The sequence below is a fragment of the Puniceispirillum sp. (SeqCode) genome (assembly GCF_965657105.1).
Classification (GTDB): Bacteria; Pseudomonadota; Alphaproteobacteria; order Puniceispirillales; family Puniceispirillaceae; genus Puniceispirillum.
This window is the reverse complement of sequence record NZ_CBFHNB010000056.1, coordinates 1-15,622: the sequence shown is the minus strand read 5'-3', so window position 1 is coordinate 15,622 and position 15,622 is coordinate 1. Positions and strand designations below refer to the sequence as shown.

General features: G+C 49.9%; 16 protein-coding genes and 1 riboswitch. Of the genes, 9 read left to right on the top strand and 7 right to left on the bottom strand.

Annotated features, from left to right (window positions below; translation table 11 throughout):
* The 5 genes from ACTF7Q_RS08380 to ACTF7Q_RS08360 all read right to left on the bottom strand — a co-directional run.
* The coding region (locus ACTF7Q_RS08380; protein WP_438997389.1) for a glucokinase at positions 1-598 on the bottom strand (598 nt) is incomplete at its 3' end.
* A 179-nt stretch (positions 599-777) separates the two neighbouring features.
* Complete coding sequence (locus ACTF7Q_RS08375) at positions 778-1,881, bottom strand: ABC transporter ATP-binding protein (protein ID WP_438997388.1); 1,104 nt, start codon at positions 1,879-1,881, stop codon at positions 778-780.
* 5 nt (positions 1,882-1,886) lie between these two features.
* The gene (locus tag ACTF7Q_RS08370) at positions 1,887-2,774 is read right to left on the bottom strand and encodes a carbohydrate ABC transporter permease (RefSeq protein ID WP_438997387.1); all 888 of its coding nucleotides are present in this window, start codon (positions 2,772-2,774) and stop codon (positions 1,887-1,889) included.
* A complete protein-coding gene (locus tag ACTF7Q_RS08365) occupies positions 2,767-3,642 on the bottom strand; it encodes a carbohydrate ABC transporter permease (RefSeq protein ID WP_332925188.1) in 876 nt (291 codons plus the stop codon). The genes ACTF7Q_RS08370 and ACTF7Q_RS08365 overlap by 8 nt, the downstream gene beginning before the upstream one ends.
* A gap of 57 nt (positions 3,643-3,699) precedes the next feature.
* Complete coding sequence (locus ACTF7Q_RS08360) at positions 3,700-4,947, bottom strand: ABC transporter substrate-binding protein (protein WP_438997386.1); 1,248 nt, start codon at positions 4,945-4,947, stop codon at positions 3,700-3,702.
* A 225-nt stretch (positions 4,948-5,172) separates the two neighbouring features.
* Between ACTF7Q_RS08360 and ACTF7Q_RS08355 the strand changes: the two genes are divergently transcribed.
* Entirely contained in the window at positions 5,173-5,910 is a 738-nt protein-coding gene (locus ACTF7Q_RS08355) for a response regulator transcription factor (RefSeq protein WP_438997385.1), read from the top strand.
* Positions 5,910-7,364, top strand: a complete 1,455-nt coding sequence (locus ACTF7Q_RS08350) for a sensor histidine kinase (protein WP_438997384.1) — start codon at positions 5,910-5,912, stop codon at positions 7,362-7,364. Before ACTF7Q_RS08355 ends, ACTF7Q_RS08350 begins: the two co-directional genes overlap by 1 nt.
* Before the next feature lie 46 nt (positions 7,365-7,410).
* Here the strand turns inward: ACTF7Q_RS08350 and ACTF7Q_RS08345 are convergent, their stop codons facing one another.
* Entirely contained in the window at positions 7,411-7,869 is a 459-nt protein-coding gene (locus tag ACTF7Q_RS08345; RefSeq protein WP_438997383.1) for a CoxG family protein, read from the bottom strand.
* 148 nt (positions 7,870-8,017) lie between these two features.
* On the opposite strand from ACTF7Q_RS08345, the gene ACTF7Q_RS08340 reads away from it, so the two are divergent.
* Positions 8,018-8,977 (top strand): XdhC family protein, encoded by a 960-nt coding sequence (locus ACTF7Q_RS08340; protein ID WP_438997382.1) that lies wholly within the window; start codon positions 8,018-8,020, stop codon positions 8,975-8,977.
* Positions 8,974-9,597, top strand: a complete 624-nt coding sequence (locus ACTF7Q_RS08335) for a nucleotidyltransferase family protein (RefSeq protein WP_438997381.1) — start codon at positions 8,974-8,976, stop codon at positions 9,595-9,597. Before ACTF7Q_RS08340 ends, ACTF7Q_RS08335 begins: the two co-directional genes overlap by 4 nt.
* Positions 9,598-9,657: 60 nt before the next feature.
* On the opposite strand, the gene ACTF7Q_RS08330 is transcribed toward ACTF7Q_RS08335, so the two are convergent.
* Positions 9,658-10,836, bottom strand: a complete 1,179-nt coding sequence (locus ACTF7Q_RS08330; protein ID WP_438997390.1) for an acyl-CoA dehydrogenase — start codon at positions 10,834-10,836, stop codon at positions 9,658-9,660.
* Positions 10,837-11,021: 185 nt separating this feature from the next.
* Here ACTF7Q_RS08330 and ACTF7Q_RS08325 point away from each other — a divergent pair, with 185 nt between their 5' ends.
* The 5 genes from ACTF7Q_RS08325 to ACTF7Q_RS08305 all read left to right on the top strand — a co-directional run bounded on the left by ACTF7Q_RS08325 (position 11,022) and on the right by ACTF7Q_RS08305 (position 15,560).
* On the top strand, positions 11,022-12,350 hold the full coding sequence (locus ACTF7Q_RS08325) for a DNA polymerase IV (protein WP_438997380.1): 1,329 nt from the start codon (positions 11,022-11,024) through the stop codon (positions 12,348-12,350).
* Entirely contained in the window at positions 12,347-13,090 is a 744-nt protein-coding gene (locus ACTF7Q_RS08320) for a sulfite exporter TauE/SafE family protein (RefSeq protein ID WP_438997379.1), read from the top strand. The genes ACTF7Q_RS08325 and ACTF7Q_RS08320 overlap by 4 nt, the downstream gene beginning before the upstream one ends.
* Positions 13,091-13,340: 250 nt before the next feature.
* Positions 13,341-13,441, top strand: a riboswitch (TPP riboswitch).
* A gap of 48 nt (positions 13,442-13,489) precedes the next feature.
* A complete protein-coding gene (locus ACTF7Q_RS08315) occupies positions 13,490-14,437 on the top strand; it encodes an ABC transporter substrate-binding protein (protein ID WP_438997378.1) in 948 nt (315 codons plus the stop codon).
* Positions 14,437-15,147, top strand: coding sequence for a TenA family protein (locus ACTF7Q_RS08310; RefSeq protein ID WP_438997377.1), 711 nt, complete (start codon positions 14,437-14,439; stop codon positions 15,145-15,147). The genes ACTF7Q_RS08315 and ACTF7Q_RS08310 overlap by 1 nt, the downstream gene beginning before the upstream one ends.
* A 62-nt stretch (positions 15,148-15,209) precedes the next feature.
* Positions 15,210-15,560 (top strand): hypothetical protein, encoded by a 351-nt coding sequence (locus ACTF7Q_RS08305; protein WP_438997376.1) that lies wholly within the window; start codon positions 15,210-15,212, stop codon positions 15,558-15,560.
* The last annotated feature ends 62 nt before the right edge of the window (positions 15,561-15,622 follow it).

Here is a 15,622-nt window from a genome sequence, read left to right as displayed (position 1 = left end):
TGAACGCATAAACATTTTCCAGCCCCGATCCACTAACGACCCGCTCAGCCGAGACATGCGGCATGGTCTGGTTCAAAAACGCCAATAGGGCTATTTCATCTGCTGTACGCGGCGCAAAAGATACATGTCCGCCTTCACCTTCGATTGGCACAAAATCACCATCTGCGGGGATTAAGGCCGAAACCCCAAGGCCGGTACCTGGCCCGATCACCAATAAAGGTGCCTTCGGGTCAGACACACCTGCACAAATCTGCACATTGCCATTTGCCGTAGGATCACTTTGCGCAAGCGCTTGGGCGGTAAAGTCATTAATGACCAGAATGCCATCAACGCCAAGTGCCTGCATCAAAGCCCCCTTGTCAAACGCCCAATGATTATTCGTCACATCAACAAGATCGTCATTCACCGGCCCGGCAACAGCAACCGAAATATAGCTGATCGAAACATCTAGTGGTGCCAGAAACGCGGCAATCGCATCGGCAAAGGTCGGGTATGATGCACATGTCATGATCCGCACATGCGCCAGCGGCGAAGTGGCATCGGCAGCCACGCCAAAGCGCACATTTGTGCCGCCGATATCTGCAACCAGTAAACTCATTCTGCTTTGTCTCACCCTATGCACAACCTAGCCCCAAGGCCACGTCATATAGCTAGAGCCCAGACACCCACAGGCAACGGCCTATGTTTGGTCGAAATAATGTTTCAGACGCATGATACTGTGTTCACCCTATCTACGTCCATAGTCAGAGACATCAAATAAAGCGTCAGCAAACGCTTTTACCCTAATTCCAGACGCGAGCCGGTATCGGCATCAAAATAAGACAGCTTTTTCATATCAAAGGCAAATTCCATATCCGTACCGGCTGTGGCTGCCGTTTCGGCATGTAGCCGCGCTGTGACTTCCTTGCCACCCAGCGACATCAGCACAAAAGTATCGGCACCAGCTGGCTCAACAACATCAACCTGACATGATGAAACATGCAGATCACGCCCTTTGCGATATTGCGCATCACCGATATCTTCTGGCCGCAGTCCAACCACGACATTGGCGGGTAGTTTTTTCGTCCGCTTTTCATGCAGAACTAGTGGCTCGCCTCCCGCCCGCTCGATGATAACATTGTAGCCGGAACCGTTTTTCTTAGCCTTGGCAGGAATCAGATTCATCGCTGGCGATCCCATGAAATCTGCAACAAACAGATTGGCTGGTTTGCTATAGATTTCGGCTGGCGTGCCGATCTGCTGAACCACACCACCTTTCATGACGACAATCTTGGTGGCCAATGTCATGGCTTCGATCTGGTCATGCGTCACATAGACCATTGATGCTTCAAGATTCTGGTGAAGTTTCTTGATTTCGGTGCGCATCTCGACGCGTAATTTTGCGTCCAGATTGGATAAAGGCTCATCAAACAAAAACAGCTTTGGATCGCGTACAAGCGCACGTCCCATGGCAACACGCTGACGCTGGCCACCGGAAAGCTGCGCCGGACGACGACTTAGTAATGGTTCGATCTGCAACTGCCGCGCTACCTCGGCCAGCTTGATATCCTGCTCTGCCTTTTCGACACCACGTACCTTCATGCCAAAGGTGATATTCTTGGCAACCGTCATAGTTGGGTAAAGCGCGTAGGATTGAAACACCATGGCAATATTACGATCTTTCGGGCTGACATGCGTCATGTCCTGACCGCCAATTTCAATCGATCCGCCGCTGATCGGTTCAAGACCGGCAATACAGTTCAGCAACGTAGATTTACCGCAACCTGATGGGCCAACAAGCACCAGGAAGTCACCTGACCCGATTGATACATTGACATCATTAAGAATATTCAACGATCCATAATTTTTGAACAGATTCTTGATTTCGAGGATTGGCACCATGTTCTTTATCCTTTAACCGAACCCGCAGTCAGACCGCGGATAAAATATTTGCCAGCGACAACATACACAACGAGCGTTGGCAAGGCCGCGATAATCGCAGATGCCATATCGACATTGTATTCTTTGACACCAGTTGTTGAATTCACAATATTATTGAGTGCCACCGTCACAGGTTGCGTTCCAGCTTGCGAAAATGACACGCCAAACAGAAAGTCATTCCATATTTGGGTGAATTGCCAGATGATCGTAACCACAATGATGGGAAGCGAAAGCGGCAGAAAAATTTCCCACAGAATGCGGAAGAAACCAGCACCATCAACTTTGGCAGCTTTCACCAGCTCGGTGGGAATGGTGACATAATAATTCCTGAAAAACAGCGTCGTAAAACCGATGCCATAAACCACATGCACAAAAATCAGCCCCGTAATTGATCCTGCCATGCCCATAAGACCCAGCATCCGCGCCATTGGCAACAGCACCACCTGAAACGGAATAAAGCAGCCGAACAGCATCAGTGAAAAAATCAGATTCGCGCCTTTGAACCGCCATTTGGCAATGACATAGCCATTAATCGCACCAATAAGCGTTGAAATCAGCACCGCAGGCACTGCCAGAAGAACCGAATTCCAGAAATAGGGACGCAGACCTTCACACTGAATCCCCGTACAGGCACTCGACCATGCGGTGCCCCAGGCTGCAAATGTTACGTCACGCGGCAAAGCCACCAATGATCCAGTACGGATTTCATCAAGGCTTTTCAGCGACGTTGTAACCATCACAAAAAGCGGCATCAGGTAATATAATGCAAACAGGCATAGCAGAATATAAAGCCCCCATCTCAAGGCCAGCTTGCCAATCATATTCGTTTGCGATGTGCTGTGAATATCATCCATCATTTTTTGCTCGCAATTCGGAATAAAGATAAGGCACCACAATCGCAAAAACGACAGCCATCATGACCATGGCCGAACTTGCCGCCTGACCGATATTGCCGCGTGAAAATGCCATCGTATACATAAAGGTCGCTGGCAGATCGGTTGCATAGCCCGGACCACCACCTGTCAGGGCAATGACCAGATCGAAACTTTTAATCGCAAGATGCGCCAATACAATAAAGGCAGACAGGAAAATGGGCGCCATCGAAGGAATGATAATCGCCGAATAAATACGCCATGTCGGGATACCATCAACTTGCGCGGCTTTGATAATTTCCTGATCAACAGATCGCAATCCTGCCAGAAACAAAGCCATGACAAAGCCCGAAGCCTGCCAGACACCGGCGATCACGACTGTATAGATCGCCATATCCGGATTGACTAACCAGTCAAAGGTAAAGCTCTCGAAACCCCAGCCTTTGACCGTGGCTTCCAGACCTAGACCCGGATTCAAAATCCATTTCCAGGCCGTACCCGTCACAATCAGTGACAAGGCCATCGGGTATAAGAAAATGGTGCGAAGCGCACCTTCGGTACGGATTTTCTGATCCAGCATAATTGCCAGAAGCAAACCCAGTATCATCGAAATGACGATGAACAGAAATCCGAAAATAAACAAATTATCGATAGCTGTATCCCAGCGCGGGGATGCAAAAAGACGGTCATATTGAAACAGACCAACAATATCATATTTCGGCAGCAGCTTGGATTTTGTCAGTGACACCCAAGCTGTCCAGCCAATAAATCCATAAACAAAAATCAAGATGGCGGCAAAGGATGGAGCCAAAACCATTTTGGGTATATGTCGCTCTAGCCATTCTGACATCTTCATCCTCCAAAAATAAACCCCGTCCGATTATAGCACCGGACGGGGCAGAATTATCTAAAGGCTATTTGCAACCGCATCAGCCAGCATCTTCACAGCATCAGCTGAAGACATGTCTGAATTGAAATGTGCTGTCACAACGTCAGTGATAGCACCGGCCTGTGCACCGCGAAGTGCCATGCCATGTGCGTAAGATGGAAGCAGTGAACCACCTTTGTTGCTATCAGCCATATCTTTGGCTGATGTATGTGCACAGCTGTCAAACTCGTCCAAAGCCACGTCAACACGTGCAGGGATTGAACCTTTGTTCAGGTTGAATACCTTCTGGAAGTTTTTACCAACGATAAGCTCGGCAAGCAGAAGCTGACCGTCTTTCTTGTCCTTACCGTCAACGCTGAACATGGCAAAGCTGTCAACATTATAGAGGAAGCCTTCACCAGGTGTTGATGCACAAAGGAAGTCCACGCCAGGCTTCTTGCCAGCAGCTAAGAATTCACCCTTTGCCCAGTCGCCCATGATCTGGAAAGCAGCTTCGCCATTCATGACCATTGCTGTTGCAAGGTTCCAGTCACGGCCTGAGAAGTTGCTGTCAACAAAACCGCGCATTGTGCGCATCTGGTCGAACACTTTAACCATTGTGTCAGACTTCAAAGTTGCTGGATCAAGATCAACGAAGGCCTTCTGGAAGAAGTCCGCGCCACCAATACCAAGGGCTACAGCTTCAAATACTGTTGCGTCCTGCCATGCCTGACCACCATGTGCCAGAGGCGTAACGCCGGCAGCTTGCAGCTTTGCTGCGGCTGCGTTGAATTCAGCCCATGTTGTTGGCATCTTGATACCGTTCCTAGACAGCACATCGGCATTTGCCCAGATCCAGTCAATACGATGAACGTTTACAGGTGCTGCGCACCAGGTATCTTCACATTTCATGTGATTGGCGATTGATGGTGGCAGAACGTCTGCCCATCCATTTGCTTTGGCAACTGAAGAAATGTCAGCAAGAACACCTTCTTCATACCATTCCTGAATGGCAGGGCCTTTCAGCTGAACAGCTGTTGGCGCGTTGCCAGCAAGAACACGTGCACGAAGTGCTGTCATGGCTGCGTCACCGCCACCACCAGCTACAGGCATGTCTGTCCATGTGCCACCGCGGCCGTCAAATTCCTGCTGCAAAACGGCAACAGATTTTGCTTCACCACCTGAAGTCCACCAGTGCAGAACCTCAGCTTGTGGTTCAGCATTAGCAGCACCTGCGGCCACAGTCATGATAGCGGCGGTTGCCACTGATACAAATTTAGAATTCATTACAATCCTCCCAGATACAAATGCATTTAAGGTGCAACACACTGACCTGAGCGGCACAGTGTTTCAATGTCGTTCTTGGTCAATTTTTGAGCGAATGCGATTTTTTTTCCCAAAATATTACACATTGTTACCTAAATATGGTTTTTGTTGCCTTTTGTTACTAAGATGCCTCTTTTGCATTACTAAGATAATGTCTTTTCGTTACCTAATTGTGAAAGATTTGTAATGTCTGTACCCACTATTTTGGTTGTTGATGACGATATGGAGATGCGCCAGATGATGGCGCAATATCTGCGCAAGCACGGTTTCATGGTGCATACAGCAGCCACAGGACGGGAAATACAGCATCATATTTTGGCTGGGCGAATCGAACTGATTTTACTTGATGTTATGCTTGGTGAGGAAAACGGCATCGAATTATGCAAGGAATTGCGCCGGGAACAGGATGTGCCGATCATTCTGGTATCGGCCTTGTCGGCAGATCATCAGCGTATGTCCGGCTATGAGGTCGGTGCCGATGATTATATTGCCAAGCCTTTCAATCCCGATCTCTTGTTGGCACGCGTCAAGGCGGTTCTGCGTCGTGTCCGGCGTTCGGCCTCGCTGAACTATCGGCGCAACACCTCGCTCTACAGCTTCGCGGGCTGGGTCTATGATGGCAAGAAAGACGAAGTGCTGTCGCCGGATGGCATTCAGATTGCCCTGTCACAACGCGAAACACGCTTGCTCAAGGTATTACTTGCTAATCCACATGTGCCCCTGACGCGCGAGGAAATCACCACGGCCATGGATGTCACCCAGGCTGGCGATATCAATATGGACAGTTCTGGCCGTGCCTTAGATGTTCTGGTAGGCCGGTTGCGTGGCAAGATTGAAGAGAACCCAAAAAATCCAGCCTTATTGAAAACCGAACGTGGCGTTGGCTATATTTTTGCAGTTGACGTAACGCAAACAGAAATCTGATGAAGATCATTCTCAGTTTACAGATGCGCGCGACGATATGGATCATCAGCGCAGGCTTGGCTGGCATCTTGTCAAGCTGGCTATGGATGTATTCCGAAGCGCAATGGAAACAGCATCTGCATAAATCATATATGTCAGGACTAAGCCTGTTCGAAACGGTGCGCGATGGCACCTCGCCAATAGATGGCTTGCAGTTAACCAAATTGTCGCTTCCGTTACAGCGTCTGGCCGAAGCGGGGCGCTTTTCGCAATTACCCGAAGTGGCACCTGCAGATCACATCACGCTAATGTCATTTGGTGTCACATCATCGACCAGCAACATTGGCCAGCGTATGGCGCTTGCAGTGATATCGCCGGATCTAAAATATCCTGTTGCCGAGCTTGAACAATCCAAGCAAACCGCGCCTGGTGCCAACCTTGCCAGCGTAACCCGTTTACTGGCCAGCTACTGCGCCAACGCCACCTTATTCATCACCTATGAAAACCGACCTTGGATACGCGTTGACGGCAATGCGATCTGGGGGTGTGAGGCAGCACCGACTGACTATCGCCTGCTTGCCGTGGCCATTCCGATTCTGGCGCTGGCCGTCCTATCGGCACTGATTGCCAATACAAGCAGCGCCTTCGTGTCCTTTGCCAGCATTCTGTCTGGCCGCTGGTCGGCGCGCGGATCAGCCAGCTATACGCCTGAGGGGCCAAGAGAACTTCGTGCGATGATTACGGCAATTAATGCGCATCGTCAGGCCGAAGGGGAATCCTTGTCAAAACGCGCGATGTTTCTATCGGGTGTCAGTCATGATCTCGGCACACCAGCTGCGCGCTTACGATTACGCGCCGCTCTGATCGAAGATGATGAACTACGCCAGAAAATGGATGCCGATATTGACCACATGACCGGCATGATCGCGAGCGTACTTGACTACACACAATCGGAAATGAATATCGAAAAGCCACGCAAAATGTCATTATTCTCGCTTGTTGATTCGGTGGTTGCCGACTTTCAGGATGCGGGCTATCCGGTGACCTTGCAGGAACAGGAAGCCAAAAAAATCTCCACCTGGACAATTTTTTCTGATAGCAAGCCAACATCCCTGCGCGGCGCCCTGCTCAAAACCAACAGAATAATTGTCACGGCACAGCCGCTTTCCCTGCAACGGGCGATCATCAATCTAATCGATAACGCGCTGAAATATGGCCGCAAGGCAATCGTGTCATTGGAAGCCTCATCGGAAATTGCCAGCATTCACATTGATGATTTTGGTACCGGCATGAGCGAAGACGAAATCGGATCGCTAACGGCTCCTTTCAAGCGTGGGGAAAATGCGGCCAGCATAGATGGCTTTGGTATGGGGCTGACGGTTGCCACCACCATCGCCGAACAGCATGGCGGCAGTCTATATTTCCAGAACACCTCGGATGGCTTGCGGGCAACGCTGACCATCGCGCGCCAATAAATAGGCACGGCAATCATCGCTTATCCTGACGGCACAGATATACTGTTTATTCCTGACTCTGCTCTTCAAAATGCTTGGCAAAGGCGGCAAAAAACTGTCCGGCCAGCTTTTTCGATGTTGACTCGATCAGCCTCGATCCCAGCTGAGCGATCTTGCCAGTCACCGCGGCACTCACATCATAGGACAGGCGCGTACCCGCACCGCCATCAATTGGGCTCAGCGTCACCTTGGCCAAGCCGGTGGCACCACCAGCAACCCCGCCACTGCCTTTTCCCGAAATGGTATAGGCATGAGGCGGTTGTAAATCGGACAAGGTCACATTGCCGCTGAAAATTGCCGAAACCGGACCGATTTTCAATTTCACCTTGGCTGATAGGTCGGTGTCGCTATCACGGGTCAGCTCTTGGCATCCCGGAATTGTCGCTGCCAGAATTTCGGTATCATTCAAGGCTGCCCATACAGTCTCTACCGGTACTGGAATATCGTATGTATCTTTAAGTTCCATGCCTGCTTCCTGCTAAATATATCCCAGCCATATCGAACTGAGTGATATAGTCATTATCTGCCAAACAATACTGAACTGACTTGGTAAAGTGCGTTATCCTAGCACCTCAATACATTACGCTGAACAGAAACCCCTATGGAACATCCAAATGGCACATGACGTCAATTATTTGCTTGAACTGGCCGATGACTGGCAACAGGCAGGGCATAAACTTGCCATAGCTTTTGTGATGCAGACATGGGGATCATCACCGCGACAGGCGGGGTCTATCATGCTGATACGTGATGATGACCATATCGAAGGTTCAGTATCAGGCGGTTGTGTCGAAGCGGCTGTTATCGAAGCCGCCTCGGCCGCACAGGCTAGCGGCACTGGCACACGTCTTGATTTTGGCGTGGCTGATGAAACCGCCTGGGATATTGGTTTGTCTTGTGGTGGGTCGATTGCTGTTCTGCTTTGCCCTGTTGGCGATCAGGGGATTGATGCTGGCACTCTTGCTTCTGCCGCCGCACACAGCCGCGCCCGCCAAACAGTCCGCTTTGCACTCAACGCCGCCACTGGCAAAAGTGAAGCCGCTATATCGATACCTGCCGAAATAACGCAATCGCAGATATATAACGACACACATTTCATATTTGTCCAGCCTCCCGCCCCGCGGCTTATCGTCGTTGGCGGCGTTCATATTGCCCAGCATCTGATACCTATGGCGCGCCGTATCGGCCTTGATGTAACGCTGATTGATCCGCGAAGCCGCTTTGCCAATGAAGCCCGTTTTATTGATTGCACCATCATCACCGAATGGCCGGAAACCGCATTGCAGACCATGACTCTGGATGCCCAGACAGCGATGATAACGCTGACGCATGATCCGAAAATTGACGATGATGCGCTGATCCCGGCGCTGGCCAGTGATATGTTTTATATCGCCGCCCTTGGCAGTCGGCGCACACATGAAAAACGCGTCACGCGATTACTGGCGGCAGGATGCGATGCCAATAGCGTTGCCCGCATTCACGCCCCTGCGGGGCTAGATATCGGCGCCAGACATCCGGCAGACATCGCCATATCGATTCTGGCTGAATTGATCGCCACACGGAATAGCCGATGATCGGACGCAAGATCACCGCCATCATTCTGGCTGCTGGCCTGTCCAAACGTATGCAGGCAGGGGCAAAATTGCTGGCACCGCTTGGCGGCACACCACTGATCAGGCATAGCGTGAAAAATATATGCCAGACCCAATTTGATGAAATCATCGTGGTGACAGGCCATAAGGCCAATTCGGTGATTGATGCGTTAGACGGCATGCCTGTAACAATTGTCAGAAACCCCGATTATACAAATGGTCAAGCTAGCTCGATAAAGGCAGGGCTGAAGGCCATGGCTAAAGACACTGATGATGTGTTGATCGCACTTGGTGACATGCCACTTATACCGCCAATACTAATCAACGAATTATGCGCGGCGCATAAAGCCAACCCTGCAGCCGATACCACCATAAGCTTGCCATTCTGCAAAGGTCAGCGCCGCAACCCGGTGATCTTTGGCAACGCATTTTTCAAATTATTGGCAACATTACAAGGCGACGAAGGTGCCCGCCCGATCATACAAGATCATGCCAGTTCCATCAGCCGAATTGAGTGGCCTGATATAGAGGTATTTATGGATGCTGACACCCCGCAAATGCTGGCTGCGATCAGGACGCATTTTGAAAAGCATTTACAATAAGACTATCAGATCCAAACGCCGAAACGCCCAAACACCAAAGCGCACAGCCCCAAATCCAACCTAGAAAAACGCCTGTAGACCAGTTTGGGCACGCCCAAGGATCAGCGCATGCACATCATGCGTGCCTTCATAGGTATTCACCGTTTCCAGATTCTGCGCATGGCGCATGATATGATACCCGATCTGAATACCATTACCGCCATGCATATCACGTGACGCGCGTGCGATATCCAAAGCCTTGCCGCAATTGTTACGCTTCATGATCGAAATGATTTCTGGCGCAAAGCGGCCTTCATCCATCAACCGTCCAAGACGCAGTGACCCTTGCAAACCCAGGGCAATTTCGGTTTGCATATCCGCCAGCTTTTTCTGGAACAATTGGGTTTGCGCTAGCGGGCGGTCAAACTGTTTGCGGTCAAGACCATATTGGCGTGCCCGATGCCAGCAATCTTCGGCGGCGCCCATAACGCCCCAGCTGATGCCATAACGGGCACGGTTAAGACAACCAAATGGCCCTTTCAACCCTTCGACATGCGGCAGAATCGCATCTTCACCAACCTCAACCGCATCCATAACAATTTCACCAGTCACCGACGCGCGCAATGACAGCTTACCACCAATTTTAGGCGCAGACAGACCAGCCATATCTTTTTCCAGAATAAAACCTTTTATCTTGCCATCATGCGCATCTGATTTGGCCCAGACGACAAACACATCGGCGATAGGCGCGTTCGAAATCCACATTTTCGAACCTGTAATCCGATAGCCACCCTTGGTTTTTTCAGCCCGTGTTTTCATCGCCGCCGGGTCCGATCCGGCATCTGGTTCGGTCAAACCAAAGCACCCTATAAAATCACCACTGGCCAATTTTGGCAGATATTTCAGGCGTTGTTCTTCTGATCCATATTCATAGATCGGAAACATCACCAAAGATGACTGAACAGACATCATCGAACGATAGCCTGAATCAATGCGCTCCACTTCACGCGCAACAAGCCCATAAGCAACATAGCTGGCACCAATACCGCCATATTGTTCAGGTACCGTAACACCCAACAGTCCCGTTTCCCCCATCAGGCCAAATAACTCAGGCGCAACAGTCTCGTTCATATATGCGTTTTCTACGCGCGGCAAAAGATGCTCAGCAGCAAAGGCGGCGGCGGAATCGCGGATTAATCTTTCATCTTCTTCAAGCTGGCTTTCCAGCAGAAACGGATCATCCCATACAAAAGGCTGCATCTTCGACATAACGGTCTCCAGAACCAAAATCACCTAATCGTAAGTGGTATTGTAGGCACCATCTTTCAAGCACCCTAGCAAGCTTTCACCCTAGCAAGCTTTTATAAGAAAACCATTGATTGGTATCTCAACGGCTAAACCATTTTACCATAGCGCGCAAATGGCGTGACAGCTACACTTCTATTATGGCGCCTTCAATCTCGACATCTTCATCATTCGCTATACTTTGCCGCACATGCGGGCAAACCGGTTTCATTGGAGATGATGTCGCGCCAACAACCTGTCCGTCATGCCATGGGCATGACATAAGAAGCCACCCTGAAATGTTCGACCTGAACATCGCTCATATTGATTGTGATGCCTTTTATGCGTCAGTGGAAAAGCGTGATAATCCTGAACTCCGGGATCGGCCTGTCATTGTTGGTGGCGGCGATCGCGGCGTCGTTGCGGCGGCTTGTTATATTGCGCGTAAGGCTGGTGTTCATTCTGCGATGCCCACATGGCGCGCTATCAAAAAATGTCCAGATGCCGTGATTATCCGTCCCCGGATGAATCATTACGTTACTGTCAGCCGCCAGATACGTGACAAGATGTTCACCCTGACACCATTGGTACAACCGGTTTCGATTGACGAAGCCTTTCTTGACCTTAGCGGCACCCGTGCCGTGCATCGATGCAGTCCGGTCGAGGCGCTAGTACGTTTGCAAAGTGAAATTCGTGACGAAATCGGCATCACTGTATCGATCGGATTGAGTGGTACAAAGTCGCTGGCGAAAATGGCTTCTGATCGTGATAAGCCTGACGGGTTATTCATCATCGGCATGGATCATGTTGATGACTGGCTGGCTGGACAGGATCTTGGCGTTCTCTATGGTTTGGGCAAAGCCGCCATCGCACGGCTGAATGCCGCTGGCTTTTATACATGCGGCGATCTCGCCACTGCAGATATGCAGGCACTTCGTATCGTACTAGGCAAACAGGCAGGCCAGATTCAGGAACTTGCCCGCGGCATTGACCCGCGTCCGGTCGCGCCTAATGCCGCCGCCAAAAGTATTTCAAGCGAAACCACCTTCAATAAAAACCTGTCTAGCTTTGACGATCTGGAAGCCGAGCTTGAAGCCCTATGTTTGAAAGTATCGACCCGCCTGAAAGAAAAAGATATTCGCGGCTCACGCCTGACGATAAAATTGAAGCGCGCTAACCACCAGATATTGACGCGAAGTAAAACCATGCAAACCAGCACCAATAAGGCGCATATTCTGTTTGCCATTTCGCGCGATCTTGTCAAAGCCGAAGTCGCACCCAACCGTGCCTATCGTCTGCTTGGCGTTGGGGTCGATCAATTTGGCGATGATGCGCCCGATGCCAGTCTGTTTGATATGTTTGAAATGGATGACAAGCGGGCTGACCAGCTTGAAGAGGCGCTTGATCAGGTAACGCGCAAACTTGGTCAGGATGCGGTGATAAGCGGACGACGCTTCCAGCGCAGCAAAAAGCCGGACAAGCCAACATGATATCCAGCTTTTATCTGTTTCTGGCACTTGGGGCGGCTTGTGGTGGCTTTGTAAATGGACTAGCCGGATTTGGCACCGCCATATTTGCGCTGGGCTTCTGGCTTCATATCATGCCGCCTATGCAAGCGGTTGCAATTACCTTGGCGGTATCCATCACCACCGGCGCTCAGGGGGTGTGGGTGGTGCGCAAGGCGATCCGTGCTAACCCCCGCCGCCTATTATGGTTTCTTCTACCTGGCATATGCGGGGTGCCTATTGGCGTTGCCAGCTTGTCCTATCTTGATGCCAGCATCCTGAAGCTGGTTATTGGCATGATCTCTATCGTCTATGGTTTGTTTTTTCTCGCCCAGAGATCACTGCCGCGGGTAACCCGTTCGATGCCCGCGGCTGATGCCTTGATTGGTTTTATCTCGGGTATATTTGGCGGTGCCGCATCCCTATCAGGTGCGCTGATGATGATGTGGAACGCGGTGCGTGACTGGCAAAAGGCAGAAATTCGCGCGGTTCTGCAACCATTCAATTTTGTGGTTCTGTCATGCGGCACCGCGATGATGGCCATGAATGGTGCTTATGACATACAGACGCTTTCCTATCTGGCACTGGCAATACCTGTAGCACTTTTATCCGCGCAAGCGGGCATTGCCTTATTCAGGCGCATGCAAAGTGACGCTTTTCGGCGTCTGCTTATTGTCATGATGCTGATTTCGGGTTGCGTTCTTGTGATCCGCAATATTGTCTAAAGTCCGCCAATCTCCGATAGCATATCATCAAGCATGCCGGTTTTCACCACAGCTTTGGCACGGCGTTCTTCATTCGCGGGTCTTGGTGCCAATTCAATAGTCATCAAATGCTTCCATGCGACAGGGTTCAGGTGACGCCCGTCACCATCTCTAAATTACGCTTACCTGATAAAAATAGGCATAGCTTTCGGGGGTTTTTAATATGTCAAGGCTATCGGACTTGATAAAATCTGCCAGATAGGTCATAAACAAAACACCGTTGGGGTGTTCATAAGAACTGAGAGGCTGTCTGGCCAACCCATAGAACCTGATCCGGGCAATACCGGCGTAGGAAACGGATATAATTCCGCTCTTATACCGTGATTGCTCGTCGTTGCCACATAATCACGGAGCCTAAACATGCGACTTTTATTAAAACCCCTTATTATTCTAGCCTTTCTGATAGCCAGCCCCGCTGGTGCCGCCGATAAGATGACCGTGTTGCTGGACTGGTTTATCAATCCGGATCATGGTCCCCTTATCATCGCACAGGAAAATGGCTATTTCGCCGATGCCGGTCTTGAGGTCGAAATTATTGCCCCAGCCGACCCGTCTGCCCCACCAAAACTTGTCGCCGCCGGTCAGGCTGATCTTGCCGTGAGCTATCAACCACAACTGCACCTGCAAGTGCATGAAGGCCTGCCATTAAAGCGTGTAGGTACATTGGTTGCCACACCGCTGAACTGTCTTTTGGTTCTGGATGATGGTCCGATCAAGACACCTGCTGATTTGAAAGATCGTAAGATCGGCTTTTCGGTGGCTGGTGTTGAAGAGGCTTTACTGGCGGCAGTGCTGGGGCGTTATGGTGTGACACTTGATGATATCGAGCTTATCAACGTGAATTTTTCACTATCTCCTGCGTTAATGTCAGGTCAGGTTGATGCGGTTATCGGTGCGTTTCGTAATTTTGAGCTCAACCAGATGGATATCGAGAATGTAAAGGGGCGCTGCTTCTATATCGAAGAAGAAGGTGTGCCTCCCTATGACGAGTTGATCTATGTCGCCAATCCCGCAAAAATGGATAAGGACAAGATGGTTCGCTTTCTCAAGGCCACCGAACTAGCTACGCAATTCATCATCAATAACCCACAAAAAAGCTGGGAGATATTTTCAGCCACATCGCCGGAATTACAAGATGAGTTGAATAATCGTGCCTGGTTTGACACATTGCCGCGCTTTGCCCTGCGCCCTGCCGCGCTTGATGCGGGACGCTATTCTCAATTTGAGTCTTTTCTTTTTGACGCGGGTCTGATTGAATCAATCAATAATGTGCCTGATATTGCGATTGATATTACTGTAGAGAATTAATGGTATTTAAACAGACTCCAAAATATAAATATGACGCCCCATATTATGGGCGTCATTTCGACCAATGGCGCTTTACCTGCCCAACGGAATGGCAAGAACTAACGCGGCATAAATTCATTCTATCTCTGGCTGATGGAAGCCTGCCAGATGAGAGCTTTATCCGTTATCTGCGGCAAAATTATATTTTCCTGATCCATTTTGCTCGTGCATGGGGGCAGGTAGCAAGCATGGGTAGCGATATTGCAGAAATACGCATGGCAACAAGCATCACGCATCAGGTGATCAATTCAAAAATGCAAATGTATATTGATATGTGTAATGACTACGGCATCAGCGAACGCGAATTATTTCAAACAGAAGAAGACTCAGCCACCACGGCCTATGTGATACATTTTGAGAATGTCGGGGCATCAGGTGATTTCATAGATATGATGGCTGTATTATCGCCATCTGTTTTAGGCTATGCAGAGATTGGCAACTTTCTTGCATCATTAAGAACAGCACCTAAGTATCAACGATGGATCACGACTTACACTGATAAAAATCATCAGGTGTCATGTCATCATATCGGAAGGGTAATTGATGACGCGATTATGCATAGATTAGGTGCCGACGCCATGACAACAGCACGCTGGCAAACGCTTTGTGACCGGTTCCGTATCACCACAAAATTGGAAGCAAATTACCTGCATATGAGCCTTGCGGGGTAAATGCCCCTTTCAAGTTAGCTTTATCTTGTCATAATATCACATCACTATTTGTCAGGATGATCATGAACGAAACTTCGCATGGCACTGTAATCAATGCGCCGTCTTACGGGCATTATTTTGACCAATGGCGCAGCGCATGCCCAGTGCCATGGCAGGCCTATACACACCATGATTTTGTTACTGGACTTGCCGCATCACAGCCTGCGGCTGATTATCGTGACTGGATTGATACCTATGCCAGTGTCGAATATCAGGCATTATGCCGTGATGTTGGTTTGTTGATCGATAATGCCATCACCACACGGCTGGGCACCGATGCAAAGGCCACACCACGCTGGCATGCGCTTTGTGACCGGCTTCGAGCCGCCACCGAACTGGAAATTGATTTCTGGCAGATGGGTATGAAGGGATGAGCTTAACCGCGCCATCAGTATATCTATCAGGCACTGCCAAGCTTGAGGGACGACAATTATTT